The sequence below is a fragment of the Fulvivirga ulvae genome (genome assembly GCF_021389975.1).
GTDB lineage: Bacteria > Bacteroidota > Bacteroidia > Cytophagales > Cyclobacteriaceae > Fulvivirga > Fulvivirga ulvae.
The window spans coordinates 3,426,308-3,441,226 of sequence record NZ_CP089981.1; the positions used below are offsets into that span (position 1 = coordinate 3,426,308).

Genomic DNA, 14,919 nt, shown 5'->3' on the forward strand with positions numbered 1-14,919 from the left:
CTTGACTGTAATTTGGGATAATATCAATTATTGCCCGACAGGTATTGAAAAAGGTAATCAGTTGATTACCTTTTTTGTTTTGGCCAGAAATTACCCACTACTATATTCGTCTGTTTTACAGTAATAAAATCTATCGAAATAGAAGCGAACATAATCATCTACTTCATTATGAGAGGGTATAATTGTTTGCCTGAAATTATTTTTTTGATAAGATTTTTTCAGACAATTAACATAAAATTAACAACTTGTTAATCATTGATAATTATGTGGTAAAAAAGTATCAATGATACTTTAATATTTGTCCTACCTTGGTATCAGTTCAATCTATAACCAAAAACCACATAATGCCTCATCAAACAACCTCTAATAAGACTATTACTGTCTGACTTGTAACCCCCACTAATATTTAGCTTGCGCTCTGTCATACTTTATTTAAGGTATAATGGAAGGGTATTGTCTGCACTTTGGTATAGGTTTTTAACAATTCAAAAACCAATAACTTATGAAGAAAACTATTTTACTTTTGTTCATGCTCATACCATTGATGAGTGTTTATGCACAAGATCACAATCCTGCATTATGCAGAAGTGATGCTTTGATGAAAGAACTTTATGAGCAACATCCGGAATCACTACAGGAAGCCAGAAAGTTTGAGAGTAGTGTCAGCAAGCTCCAGTCTCAAAAAGTTCAATCCAGCCAGTACATTGTACCTGTTGTTTTTCATGTATTCGGGACTAACTTTTCCGGACAGACAGTGGACAACAATACGGTAATAACCGCCCTGCAAAAAGTGAACGAAGACTTTAATGGGCTTAATGATGATTATACTACAGTAAGTCCTTTATTCTCGGGTATCAAGAGCACACTCGATATTGAGTTTAAGTTAGCTCAGCTAGATCCGAACGGTAACCCCACCACAGGTATAAACTATTATCCGGTAAGATCTGGATTTGGAAATGGAGGTGGTTATGACAGCGAGATACAGCAATTCGCATGGGATAACTATATGTATATGAATGTATACATTATGCTGGACCTGTATGATGACAATACCTATAATAATTCTGGTGTAGCCTGGTATCCTGACTCCTGGATGTCTAACAACAACCTGGCCCGGGTAGTTTACAATGGCAGGTATCTGTATGGCAATACAGATAAAGAGTTTGCTTCTGTTTTAACTCATGAATTTGGCCATTGGCTCAACCTTGCACATACCTTTGATAACGGGTGCAGTTCGCCTGGAGATAATGTCGCAGATACGCCTGCTACAACTTCTAATTCAGGAACTTGTAATACTACTACGGAAAAATGTCCGGGTGCCGGCATACCCAATGGAGAAAATTACATGGATTACTCCAATTGCTATAAAATGTTTACACAGGGGCAGGTAGCCCGAATGGTTGCAGCGCTTAACCATAATGCAAGGAAACCGCTATGGCAGGAAGCTAACCTGATAGCCACAGGCGTAGGCTCCAATCCGCAGCCAAGACTGCTTTATTCTTCATCGAACTTAAAGGAAAACGACCTGAATAGTGGAGGTATTGAAGGTAGTGTGATTATTACAGCTGAAAATGGAGCTCAGTTTGCCACTACTGGTGTATTGACTGAAGGCACACATTTTAGTGTTACAAACGTACCTTCCGGATTATCGGCAAAAATTAATGTGCAAAACTCAGGTTCTGCCACATTATCCTTCACCGGAAGCGCCGTGTTGCACTCAAATCAACATGATGTCTCCAATATTAAAATAGAGTTCCTTGACCCTGCACTGGCAGGAGGTACATCCTCGGTAATAAATCCGGTTTATAATAATTTTTCTCTGGATTTTAAAGATCCTTATAAAGTTATATATCAGGATATTAATGATATTACTGCCAATGCAAGTGCTACGTGGACCTATTTCACCCTGAATTACGGTAATGGTGAATTTGGGTGTTGGTATGATAACGGTAATCTGCGTCTGGAAACTTACGAGAAAGCTTTGATCAGCGAGGGATCGTTACGAAACATTTCCTTACTTCCTGTAAACACTGCTATAAGTAGTTCCAGTAACTGGATACCCGGCGGACCTTATCCGGATGAACACAATTTAAGAACTTCCAATTATACAAACTGGGATGGAAAATCCGGGTATATTGGTTTTCGGTTTTCTAACCCCGAAGGTAAGCTCTTGCATGGTTGGTTTAGGGTTTCGGTTAACTCAAACGGTACATCGTTTACCCTCCATGATTACGCATATTATACCAAGCCAGGAGGTACCATACTTGCCGGTGCTAAATCTGCCGGTACTATCTCTGCGCCAACAGCCAGCTTTCAGGCTTCCTCGGTTAACGTTACCACCGGTGCCAGTGTATCCTTTACAGATGGGTCTTCAAATGAGCCTGCCGCCTGGAGCTGGTTTTTTGAGGGAGGCACTCCTTCTACCAGCACGGCACAAAACCCCGTGGTGACCTACAATACAGCAGGGTCATACGATGTACAGCTGATTGTGTCGAATACGGCGGGGGCTGATACCCTTCTGATGACAGACTATATTACGGTGAGTACTGCTACAAACGAATACTGTAGTTCAGGCTCAGACAGGTCAACCTATGAGTATATTGCCAGTGTATCGGTCAATGACTTTACGCATACATCAGGAGCTACCAACTACAGTGATTTTACAGATAAAGTTGTGCCACTGAGCATAGGAAGTAATGCGGTTACATTGGTTCCCGGGTTTTCCGGTGATTCCTATGCAGAATATTTCCGGGTTTGGGTTGACTTCAATGGCGACGGAGACTTTACAGATTCGGGAGAGCTTGCTTTTGATGCAGGCAGCACCTCTGCCACTACAGTTACAGGTGTACTTACCGTACCCACCAATGCAATTGAGGGGCCATCAAGAATGCGTGTCAGCATGAAGTATAACGGAGCGCCGTCAGCATGTGAGAATTTTGCAGATGGAGAGGTTGAAGACTATACGGCGGATATCAGTACAGGAACTGCAACCAGTCCGAGTGCTCCCTCCGGCCTTTCCGCATCAGTTTCGTCGGCTACATCCATAAGCCTTGAGTGGACGGATAACGCTTCTACGGAGACCAGTTTTGAGATAGAGAGGAGTGTTAATGGCGGCAGCTATTCAGTGGTGAATACCACCGGAGCCAATGTAAATTCATACGAAGATACCGGCCTTGCCGCCAGCACGAGCTACAGCTACCGCGTGCGTGCTAAAAACGGAGCGGGTTACTCAGCGTATTCGAATACGAGCAGCGCCACTACACCTGGGCAGACCGTGCCGGAGTACTGCGTTGCCAGTGCAGGAAATCCATCCGGGCAGTACATCAAGTCGGTATCAGCGGGCAGTATTTCAAACAATAGCAGTTACGATGCTGGAGGCTATACTGATTATACCACGCTGAGTACTTCTGTAGGGACGTCCCTCACTTTAACAGTAACCCCTCATACGAAGTGGGCAGGCACACGAGTTAAAGGATGGGTAGACTGGAACCGTGACGGAGATTTTACAGATAGCGGAGAAGAAGTGTACAGTGTAAGTGGTACAGGTAACTACGAGCGCACTATATCAGTTCCTTCCGGGGTTTCAGCGGGTAGTGTGGTACTACGGGTCAGAACAGCCTACGGACAAGCACCAACTCCATGTGGAGCAATACATTTTTCTGAAACGGAAGATTATACTTTAAATGTTGGTTATGCCTCATCTTCTTCAATGATGGGTGAGTCTTATAAAGTATTTCCTAATCCAATAAAGAATAATCAGGTCCAGTTCGTTCACCCCGCCTATGAGGGTGAGCTTGAAGTTATTATTTATGATATAAAGGGGAATGTAGTTTATAAAGAAAATTTACCTGAAAAGGATCATAGTGGCAAATTAGCAATTCGTCCGGGTGATAACCTTGAAGGTTTTTTCTTCATCAGGTTTACTAATCAGGGAGCTTCGACTGTAAACAAACTATATTTTCAACGATAATCTCTGTGTTTCAAAATTGGTGGTAGCGAGTAATTCGTTGCCACCATACTTCAACATCAAAATTTCAAAAAATGACTATACTTAAAAGAATAGCAATAGTAGCTTTTGCTATATTAAACTATACAGTATTTGGTCAGGTTGAGAAACCGTTAGATCCGAATATAAATGAATTGCATTGCTCGCGGATGCAAAAATCACAGGTTTACGGGGTCGCAGAACCTCACCATGAATCTCATGATAATCACAAAGCTGCCAGGGCGGAATCCTGTAGCACATCTGCGGCTGAGTGGGCCTCTATGTCTACATCAGCTTTAATAGCAGCGTTAAAACAAGGAACGACATCCGAGTGTTTTAACGCATTGTTTACAATTGACACATATTATGCACCGAGCACATTTTCAAATAACAATATATATGCAGTAGCAAGTCAGGTATATAATCAGTCAGTAAATTATGACGGAACAAAAAGCAGTGGCATGTACGGACTGTTGTATTATTTACACGCAGCGTCTTATCAGGACTTTTACAACGATCGTGTAAACATGAACACCAGTTCTATAAACAGATTAATCCTGGCAGGAGAATCTCTTACCAATAATCCTAATTTATGGAAATACACTGCTGACGCACTTGATATATTAGATGAGTACCTTATAATCCTGGATTTTCCCGGCCTGAGGCATAAGGCATCTGTATTGTCAGTAGTAAAACGCGTATTTTACGACCTGGCTATAGCCAATACATGGAAACAGGTGCCGGTTGCCCTGCACAGGAGCTATGCCAGGGCATATAACCGAGTTTTCTTTTTGATGTTCAGAGGCATGCAGGATGATGCTTATATCCAGGCTGTTAATGGTGATAATACTTTGTTTTCACGCTTATACAGTGTCGCCAACAATACCGAATTGAAAAATAATGAGGAGTTTGCATTTATGGTTGGTAATGCCGTTCTGGAAATGTCCAGGTCAGCTCAGTCCCCATTATTGATAGATGATGTTGAGTATTACCTGGCTCAAATAGCCATTAATAATAACCGACTGTCGCCGTCATGGTTAAAAGCCGTAGAGGCCATAAATAAATATGGAAACTGCGCTGCTTATAGCCTGTGTGAGAACATTGATGATCTTAGAATAGAACTGGAAAATATGCTATTCCCAAATCTCTACAAATTTGATGATGGGAAAATGGTAGTTAAAACACCATTAATTGAAGAAGAGGTTCAGGAACTGTATCATGCAGCTAAGCAAACACAAAGCCAGTTCTATAGAATGATACAGACCTCTGAGCCGGTAGCAGGAGATATCAATGATACACTTACCATGGTTGTTTTTGGCTCTAAGAAGGATTACGAGGACTATGCCACTTATCTTTACGGTATACCTACCAATAATGGAGGTATGTATATTGAAAGAGGAGCTACATTCTATACATGGGACAGAACTGTGGGTGTGGAGAGTAGTTTGTCTCTGGAGGCCCTTTTCCGGCATGAATATGTACATTATTTGCAGGGAAGATATTTGATACAAGGCTATTGGGCAGAAAACCCCATTTATAATAATAGCAGAATGGTATGGTATGAAGAAGGTATGGCTGAGTTTTTTGCCGGTTCTACCGATACGGAGGGCATAAAGCTGCTAGCTTCTAATGTAAATGTTGTTAAAAATAGCAACGGTTCATGGCCGTCACTGAGTGATGTATTCAATTCGAGTTATACCAGTGGGAATTTTAATCACTACTACTATGGAAATATGGTGTGGTATAACCTGTACCTGAATGATTTTGACAAACTGAAGACTTTCTTTGACCTCACCAGAAATGACGACATCTCCGGGTTCGACAATCTGGTAAATAACCTGCGCTCATCGGGGGGCAATCAGTTTAATACTTTTTTATCCAGTGTGGCTAATGATGAAGTGACGGGATGGGAACCTGAGACCAATTGGTTGGATGATGATTACCTGGCTATAGGGCAGATTAATGATATAAAGAACGAATTCACCACATTAACAGGTAATAATCAGGTAACTGTAAGTATAGATGCCTCAGCATTGAACCGCAGGTTCAGAGTTACAGGCAGCATTAGCGGTCAGCAAAATGCTTCCAATAATGAACAGGCTGCAAAGCAAATAAACCAGGCTTTGGACGAGCTGCTCAATACTATAAGAAGTAACCAATTGCTAAATAACTTTACATATTCAATAGGGCACTTTGAGAACCTCTCATACGGGGCAGGCATACCTACCGCTGATTTTATCATAACCGGACCTTTGCGCGACAGTAATGTATCCGATACACCCGTGCCGGATTTTGCAGTTGATCGAAATATAACCATAGTGGGGGGCAGTGTTAACTTTGAAAATAAATCCAACGGATATGTTAAATCACTATCATGGACATTTGAAGGAGGAGACCCTCAGTTTGTAAATGATGATAGCCGGCCCGGTATAGTTTATAATTCGCAGGGAACTTACGATGTATCCCTAACTGCTTCTAATGAAACAAGCAGCAGCACCAGTCAGAAGACCGATTTTATAAAGGTTTATAATAAAAACACCAATACATACTGCCCAGGTAGCGGGCAGGAGGATTATAATTATATATCTGGCATACAATTCGGAGCTATTGAAAGTACATCTCTGCATGAAGGATATGGTGATTTTACTTCATATGTTACAGAGCTTCGGGCAGGGGAGAGCGAAACCCTTAAAATATTCACAAGGAATGACCATTGGGAACTAAATGTTGTAGGAGCATGGATTGACTGGAATAGGGACGGGGATTTTGATGACAACGGAGAAAGTATATATGGATTAATGGGTGAGGGCCCATACACTTCTACAATACAAGTGCCTCAAAACGCAAGCAACGGAGTGACCACCATGCGTTTGCGACTTGCTTACGGAAATGAAGATAAAATGGTAGCTTGTGGAGATGATACATATCTGGGAGAAGTGGAGGATTACTCCGTAGTAGTGCTTGGCGGGGATAATACACCAGCGGATATTCCGGTTGCCAGCTTTCAGGCTTCCTCGGTTAACGTCACCACCGGTGCCAGTGTATCCTTTACAGATGGGTCTTCAAATGAGCCTGCCGCCTGGAGCTGGTTTTTTGAGGGAGGCACTCCTTCTACCAGCACGGCACAAAACCCCGTGGTGACCTACAATACAGCAGGGTCATACGATGTACAGCTGATTGTGTCGAATACGGCGGGGGCTGATACCCTTCTGATGACAGACTATATTACGGTGAGTACTGCTACAAACGAATACTGTAGTTCAGGCTCAGACAGGTCAACCTATGAGTATATTGCCAGTGTATCGGTCAATGACTTTACGCATACATCAGGAGCTACCAACTACAGTGATTTTACAGATAAAGTTGTGCCACTGAGCATAGGAAGTAATGCGGTTACATTGGTTCCCGGGTTTTCCGGTGATTCCTATGCAGAATATTTCCGGGTTTGGGTTGACTTCAATGGCGACGGAGACTTTACAGATTCGGGAGAGCTTGCTTTTGATGCAGGCAGCACCTCTGCCACTACAGTTACAGGTGTACTTACCGTACCCACCAATGCAATTGAGGGGCCATCAAGAATGCGTGTCAGCATGAAGTATAACGGAGCGCCGTCAGCATGTGAGAATTTTGCAGATGGAGAGGTTGAAGACTATACGGCGGATATCAGTACAGGAACCGCAACCAGTCCGAGTGCTCCCTCCGGCCTTTCCGCATCAGTTTCGTCGGCTACATCCATAAGCCTTGAGTGGACGGATAACGCTTCTACGGAGACCGGTTTTGAGATAGAGAGGAGTGTTAATGGCGGCAGCTATTCAGTGGTGAATACCACCGGAGCCAATGTAAATTCATACGAAGATACCGGCCTTTCCGCCAGCACGAGCTACAGCTACCGCGTGCGTGCTAAAAACGGAGCAGGTTACTCAGCGTATTCGAATACGAGCAGCGCCACTACACCTGGGCAGACCGTGCCGGAGTACTGCGTTGCCAGTGCAGGAAATCCATCCGGGCAGTATATCAAGACGGTATCAGCGGGCAGTATTTCAAACAATAGCAGTTACGATGCTGGAGGCTATACTGATTATACCACGCTGAGTACTTCTGTAGGGACGTCTCTCACTTTAACGGTAACCCCTCATACAAAGTGGGCAGGCACACGAGTTAAAGGATGGGTAGACTGGAACCGTGACGGAGATTTTACAGATAGCGGAGAAGAAGTGTATAGCGTAAGTGGTACAGGTAACTATGAGCGCACTATATCAGTTCCTTCCGGGGTTTCAGCGGGTAGTGTGGTACTACGGGTCAGAGCGGCACATGGACAAGCGCCAACTCCATGTGGAGCAATACATTTTTCTGAAACGGAAGATTATACTCTAAATATAGGGTTCACTTCTTTAGGACGTCAATCCGCGTACATAGATGACTTTACTGTTTACCCTAACCCTGTTGAAGGAACAGAAATTAATATTAGGGTTCCTGATTATGACGGTGATCTGGTAGTTAATATTTACAGCATAGATGGTACATTGGTTTATCAAAAGCCAGTTGAAAAAGAGACTTATAGTAAATTAATCCAAATTACTTTAGACAAGCAGTTGCATGGTATGTATTTGCTAAATGTATCTGGTAACGAATTTTCTGTTACCAGAAAGGTGAATTTTAAGTAATTAGTACCTGAAATAGAAAAAGGATGTGCTTACTTTCAAGCACATCCTTTTTATTTTTAAAAAAAGAATGGTTTTAATCAGGTGTGGACGCAGTCTGTTTACCCATAACCCTTATACACCTTCCCGCCCTTCTCATTAATACCATTGAGGTGTAAACCTACAGATAACTATGGTTTGTATTTAATTACCTGTATACTATCCCATTTTTCATTACCATCTCAACCTCTTTCAGCGTATGAATATTCTTAAGCGGATTTTCTCTGACAACAATAATATCTGCTACCATACCTTTGGATATAGAACCACAATGCTCGCCTATACCTATCAGGTTCGCTGCATGGATGGTCATAGATTGTATAATTTCCAGCGGAGTATATCCTGCATCAAGATGGCTATCTATAAATGTCAGTGTGGCGGTGCCTCTGTTATGGCCTGGCAAAGTACTTATCACATCACTGCCAAAAGCAACTTTTACCCCAGCTTCCCGGGCTTCTCTCAGAGTTTTTACAGCTTTTTCATACATTTTTTCAGGATCATCATACCACATAGACTGAAAAGCAGGTAGTGAAAAGGTAGTGCTTACAAAATATATTCCCTTTTCTTTTGCTTTGATAAATGTTTCACGATCCATTTCAAAACCATGCTCAATAGAGGCCACGCCTGCTTCTATGGCATTGTGAGCACCTTTTTTAGTGGCACAGTGAGCTGCCACCTTAAGCCCCGCTTCTGCGGCTTCTTCAACTATAAATTTAATATCATCAGCAGAATAGATGTATTTCTGATCGTCAACAACAATTTTTATAACTTTAGCTCCAAAATGAATGTTTTCGCGGATAGCCTTCTTTATCTCATCTCTCGTATCGGCAAAGAAATATTCGGGCTGGGTAATATCAGGTTTTTCCGGGGTCACCCCACGTTGTCCGCCAAATGGAGCAATCAGCCTGCCTGCGTTGATGACAGTTGGCCCGGGTATCATTCCTTTTTCAATTCCGATTCGCAGATCGGTGCATATGTAGTTACCAGAATTGCCAACATCCCTTACTGTTGTAAAACCGGCCATTAGCATATCCTTTGCGTTAACCACGCCCTGTATGGCTCTATAGCCTGTAGTGTGGGTCATGATGCTCATAGCATAACCATCATCTTCAATGTCCCAGCACAAGTGTGTATGACAGTCCATCAGTCCCGGCATGACATATTTATCTGACATGTCAATAATCTCAGCATGCTTAGGCGTATCTATATTTTTACCAATTGCAATTATTGTACTGCCATCTATGACTATAGTCTGATCTTTAGTCATTTCCCCGGTAGATACATTTAGTACTCCTCCCGCTTTTATGACCTTTACCTGTGAAGTAGAGATGAAAACCACACAGCACTGTAAAATGATGGTTAAAAAAAGAGTTATATATTTCATATTTAAAAGATTTTGTGATCATTTAAAACTACCCAGAATTCGGAAGCGGAAGATTCAATATATAATCATGTATTGGTACGATTTTAACCATTAGTGATAGTGATAAAGTATTAGTAAGCAAGTTATTACGATTAAAGCGGAGCAGGGTGCAAGCTTCTGTATAGGCCTCTGAATCCGGGTTTTAAGCTAAAATCATGTATTTTTGACTTATGGAATCTGAGAATATCATTGAGATACTGAATGAAAGGATCAAGGAGCTTACATGCCTGTATGAAATATCCAATATTGTTACACGGCATTCAGATTGTTATACAGATACTATGAATGCGGTGGTCAGGGCCATTCCCAAAGCTTGGAAATACCCGCAACATGCGGTTGCAGAGATTCAGCTTTTAGACGGTAGCTTTTGCTCGGGTACATCACCGGAAGTAGTGGTGAGCCAGGAAACAGAAATAGAAGTGGATGGCCAGAGCCGTGGTACGTTAAGCATACACTACCCTGCTGCTGAGTTTAGTGTGAAGGATTTTCTGGTCGAAGAAGCTCAGCTACTTCAAAAACTGGCCAATGAAATAAGCAATATTATAGAAAGATTTGAACATAGAAAGAAAGAAGAGATATTAGAAAGGAAAGTGCGGCATAACGACAGGCTGGCGATTTTAGGACAGATAGCCGCAGGTATAGCCCATGAAATTAATACACCTCTGACGAGTATTCTGGGATTTTCAGAACTTATACAAGAAAATGAAGAAAATATTAAAGGCGATACAGAGAAAATTATAAACGCGGCTCTGCATGCCCGGGAAGTAGTTAAAAAGCTAATGTTTTTTGCCTGTGAAATGCCCAGACAAATGCAGCAGGTGACCATTACCCCTTTACTTGAAGACGCAATTAAATTATTGAACCCATCATTGCAAAAAGCTGGCATTACCCTGGAGTTTATACCGGCACCTGAAGATAAGGAAGTGATGATCGAACTCGATCCTGTACAGATCACTCAGGTTATTTTTAACCTTATCATTAATGCTATCCAGGCTACCCCACCGAAAGGCCATATTGAGATTAGTACACATGTAGACGGTAAATATTTAGTAGTAAGCTTTAAGGATAATGGAAGTGGAATACCCTCAGGAATTAAGGATCGGATATTCGAACCCTTTTTTTCTACAAAAATCGTCGGCGAAGGATCAGGTTTAGGATTAAGTGTTGTTCATGGTATTGTCAAAAGCCATCATGGGAAAATAGATTTCGAATCAGAGGAAGGAGAAGGAACCACTTTTTTTGTTTCCCTTCCAATAGTAAGCAGATAAATGAAAGATAAAACCATACTGATCGTAGACGATTCTTATGACATACTGGAAGTACTGCACAGGCAGCTTTCTACATTAAAATACCGTACATTTCAGGCAACAGATGTAACCGACGCAATAGATATCTTACAAAATTCTGAAATTGACCTTTTGATTACGGATCTTAAAATGCCAGGGATCGACGGCATGGAATTGGTAAAATATGCTTCTGAGCATTTTCCTGATATCCCTACACTGGTAATCACCGGCTTCCCATCGGTTTCAGGAGCGGTAGAAGCCGTAAAGTCAGGTGCCATGGAGTACCTCATCAAGCCATTTACCACTCAGGAGTTGAAAGTAGCTGTAGAGAAGGCATTTAAGGAAAATAAAAATTTACGCACCGAACCGCCCGCAAAGGTTCTTAATGAGCTGACTCACTCTGGCCTGATAGGTAATTCCGATGCGCTGGCCGAGGTACTCAGCCTTATTCACAAAGTAAAGAATAACAGGGCGACTGTACTTATCACCGGTGAAAGCGGAACAGGGAAGGAGCTGGTGGCTCGTGCTGTCCATTATAATGGCAAATTTGCAAAAGCCCCATTTATACCAGTCAACTGCGGAGCCATACCGGAAAACCTGCTGGAAAGTGAACTTTTCGGGTTTGTAAAAGGGGCTTTTACCGGAGCTCATGAAACACGTGCAGGCTTTTTTCAGGCTGCAGATGGAGGCACCATTTTTCTGGATGAAATAGGAAATGCACCTCTCTCAGTTCAAAATAGCCTGCTTCGAGTCATTCAGGAAAAGGAGATATCGATGATAGGGTCAAACAAGCCCCAGAAAATAGATGTACGCATAATTGCAGCTACCAACAATGACCTTTACAAAATGACAAAAAGCGGGTCATTCAGAGAGGATCTCTATTATAGATTAAATGTCATCTCTATTCATACACCATCGTTAAAAGAGCGAAAAGAAGATATACCCTTACTTGCCGAACATTTTATAAAGAAGTATTCAGAAGAATATCAAAAGAGTAAATTGAATATAACCGCCAAAGCAAAAGAACTGCTGATACGTCATAGCTGGCCTGGAAATATTAGAGAATTGGAGAATGTCATTCAAAGAGCTGTTATCATGTCCGAAACAGAAATTGGTGTTGCGCAACTTTCAGAATACCTGAAAATGCCACAACCTATATCAAATGAAGAGCATGAGTACAAAGCCGGTTTTATGACATTAAAAGAATTGGAAAGATCCTACATATTGAAGGTACTTACAGCTGTAAACAATAATAAAACCAAAGCTGCGGAAATATTAGGTATTGACCGTAAAACTTTGCGATTGAAATTAAATTCACCTGACTGATCTTAGGGGAGAAATGTATCATGCCGGGGCAAAACACCCCGCTATTTCTTTTGATTAATTATCGAATTTTATACTTAATGTGTTGATTGCTAGGTAATTAAGTATAAGGCACGCATCTTGTAAATGGCAACCTCAAACCTGAGGTAAAGATGGATATTTGCTATACATGTGCTTTCCGGAAAAATTGCAGCTTAAAACATAGAAGCTTTCGCCCCATATGGGATTGTTCAGAGTTTATTATTGACATAGCTGATCCTGTCTGTTCTTCTGCCAAAAACCCGCAACATAAAGCTACATCCCGTCGCTTTGATAGTAAAGGCCTTTGTCAAAACTGTGACCTGCTGGAAACCTGCTCCTGGTACCGTCATGACGCGGTGATATTTCATTGTGAACATTATCAATAAAACTCATATACATCATGATCAATCAACTGAAGCTGGGTACCAGCTTATATGACAATGTACAACACCAATTTAACAAGGCGGCAGAGCTGATCAATCTGGATAGTGGTGTCAGAAAGATTTTATCTGTACCCACCAACGAGATAGTAGTCCATTTTCCTGTCAAACTTGACAGTGGAGAAATACAGGTGTTTACCGGCTACCGTGTTCAACACAATAATGCTCTTGGTGCTTATAAAGGAGGATTAAGGTACCATGAAACCATAGATCTGGATGCGGCAAAAGCACTTGCTACCTGGATGACCTGGAAGACTTCACTGGCCGGGCTACCGTACGGGGGAGCAAAAGGAGGAATAAAACTAGACCCGGCAAAATACAGTATGTCTGATCTGGAGAAAATTACAAGGAGGTTCACATTTGCTCTGGGAGATAATATCGGCCCGGAGTATGATATTCCTGCACCTGATGTAAACACTACAGCTCAAATGATGGCATGGATGGCTGATACCTATATGTCTACAAAATCACCTAATGAAAGATCTAAATACCAACATGTGGTAACAGGAAAACCTGTAGAGGCAGGAGGTCTGGAGGGCAGGGACAGGGCCACCGGGTACGGAGTGGTCGAATGCCTTAAACAATGGGCCAGAGATAAAGGAGTTGCTCTTAAAGGAATGAAATATATACTGCAAGGCTTTGGTAAAGTAGGCTTTTGGACAGCTCACTTTATGAGGCACAATGGCGCTATCCTCACGGCAGTGCAAGATGCCAGCGCCTGTATACATAACCCGGACGGAATAGACCCGGACAGGTTGCTGTCATATAGTAAATACAATAAAAACAGTATTAAGGACTACCCCGCAGCAGCTGAGATCAATGGCAATCTCTTTTTCGGATTACCATGCGACATCTGTATCCCGGCTGCCATGGGCAACCAGATTACCGAATCCAATGCCAGCAATATCCAGGCTAAAGTTATTGCAGAAGGCGCCAACGGGCCTGTTGATATTGCCGGAGACCAGATACTGATTGACAGAGGTATTGAAATAATTCCGGATATTCTGTGCAATTCAGGTGGTGTTATTGCCAGCTATTTCGAATGGCTGCAAAACAGAAATAGTGAAGCCTGGACCATAACGGAAGTACTTAAAGGATTGGAAGTAAAACTGACAGATGCCTACTCAAGAGTAAAATCCAGAATGTTGGAATACAATACAGACTGGAGAACTGCTGCTTATATAGAGTCTGTCTTACGTATCGAAAAAGCCTATAAGCAATGGGGCATTTTTCCATAATTATCAGTTGTACATCCCCTGAAGTGATGGTTTTGTTTATTAACTAAAAATATAACATCAATAAGTGTGGTAAATTATTTGAAAATGAAATATGAAAATATAATCCTTGAAGAAAATGAGTACATCTTAATAACAGGACTGCTTAACCGGTACCTGACCTCGGAGGCATGCTTAAATGAAGATTGGTGTCTCAACCTTAATCAGGAATTATCCGAAGCAGTAGTAAAAAGTAATAGTGAGATGCCTGGCGATGTAGTAAGGATGAATAGCGTTATAGATGTGGAGACTGACTTCGGCGTGAAAAATGATATCATACTTGTAAAGCCTGCAGAAAGAGATATTAATGATAATAAGGTGTCAGTTTTATCTCCCATGGGATCAGCATTGATAGGATATGCTCAAGGTGACCAGGTGGTTTGGAACCTGCCCAAAGGCAAAAGTATAATCAAGATTTTGAGAGTGACAAATAAGTAGTTGCCTGGAGAGAGAACAGCTATGTTCTC

The 14,919-nt window shown here is 41.9% G+C and carries 7 protein-coding genes; 6 read left to right on the forward strand and 1 reads right to left on the reverse strand.

The window, feature by feature from the left end:
* The first annotated feature begins 502 nt into the window (after nucleotides 1-502).
* Together LVD17_RS14475 and LVD17_RS14480 are read left to right on the forward strand one after the other, a co-directional pair.
* Nucleotides 503-3,970, forward strand: a complete 3,468-nt coding sequence (locus LVD17_RS14475; RefSeq protein WP_233767833.1) for a M43 family zinc metalloprotease — start codon at nucleotides 503-505, stop codon at nucleotides 3,968-3,970.
* A 71-nt stretch (nucleotides 3,971-4,041) separates the two neighbouring features.
* The gene (locus tag LVD17_RS14480; RefSeq protein WP_233767834.1) at nucleotides 4,042-8,649 is read left to right on the forward strand and encodes a GEVED domain-containing protein; all 4,608 of its coding nucleotides are present in this window, start codon (nucleotides 4,042-4,044) and stop codon (nucleotides 8,647-8,649) included.
* A 184-nt stretch (nucleotides 8,650-8,833) separates the two neighbouring features.
* Here LVD17_RS14480 and LVD17_RS14485 read toward each other — a convergent pair whose 3' ends face one another.
* On the reverse strand, nucleotides 8,834-10,069 hold the full coding sequence (locus LVD17_RS14485) for an amidohydrolase family protein (protein ID WP_233767835.1): 1,236 nt from the start codon (nucleotides 10,067-10,069) through the stop codon (nucleotides 8,834-8,836).
* A gap of 209 nt (nucleotides 10,070-10,278) precedes the next feature.
* Between LVD17_RS14485 and LVD17_RS14490 the strand changes: the two genes are divergently transcribed.
* From LVD17_RS14490 to LVD17_RS14505, 4 genes are all read left to right on the forward strand, one after another.
* Nucleotides 10,279-11,376: a sensor histidine kinase gene (locus tag LVD17_RS14490; protein WP_233767837.1), complete on the forward strand. Its 1,098-nt coding sequence runs from the start codon at nucleotides 10,279-10,281 to the stop codon at nucleotides 11,374-11,376.
* The gene (locus LVD17_RS14495; RefSeq protein WP_233767838.1) at nucleotides 11,377-12,720 is read left to right on the forward strand and encodes a sigma-54-dependent transcriptional regulator; all 1,344 of its coding nucleotides are present in this window, start codon (nucleotides 11,377-11,379) and stop codon (nucleotides 12,718-12,720) included. It abuts the gene before it with no gap.
* A 418-nt stretch (nucleotides 12,721-13,138) separates the two neighbouring features.
* The gene (locus LVD17_RS14500) at nucleotides 13,139-14,416 is read left to right on the forward strand and encodes a Glu/Leu/Phe/Val family dehydrogenase (protein WP_233767839.1); all 1,278 of its coding nucleotides are present in this window, start codon (nucleotides 13,139-13,141) and stop codon (nucleotides 14,414-14,416) included.
* Between the two features lie 84 nt (nucleotides 14,417-14,500).
* Nucleotides 14,501-14,890 carry a GreA/GreB family elongation factor gene (locus LVD17_RS14505; RefSeq protein ID WP_233767841.1) on the forward strand — a complete coding sequence of 130 codons (390 nt, stop codon included), beginning with the start codon at nucleotides 14,501-14,503 and terminating at the stop codon, nucleotides 14,888-14,890.
* The last annotated feature ends 29 nt before the right edge of the window (nucleotides 14,891-14,919 follow it).

Excerpts from the sequence above, each read along its gene's own strand:
- LVD17_RS14475 (WP_233767833.1), top strand. The coding sequence starts at position 503 with ATGAAGAAAACTATTTTACTTTTGTTCATGCTCATACCATTGATGAGT.
- LVD17_RS14480 (WP_233767834.1), top strand. The coding sequence starts at position 4,042 with ATGACTATACTTAAAAGAATAGCAATAGTAGCTTTTGCTATATTAAAC.
- LVD17_RS14485 (WP_233767835.1), bottom strand. The coding sequence starts at position 10,069 with ATGAAATATATAACTCTTTTTTTAACCATCATTTTACAGTGCTGTGTG.
- LVD17_RS14490 (WP_233767837.1), top strand. The coding sequence starts at position 10,279 with ATGGAATCTGAGAATATCATTGAGATACTGAATGAAAGGATCAAGGAG.
- LVD17_RS14495 (WP_233767838.1), top strand. The coding sequence starts at position 11,377 with ATGAAAGATAAAACCATACTGATCGTAGACGATTCTTATGACATACTG.
- LVD17_RS14500 (WP_233767839.1), top strand. The coding sequence starts at position 13,139 with ATGATCAATCAACTGAAGCTGGGTACCAGCTTATATGACAATGTACAA.
- LVD17_RS14505 (WP_233767841.1), top strand. The coding sequence starts at position 14,501 with ATGAAATATGAAAATATAATCCTTGAAGAAAATGAGTACATCTTAATA.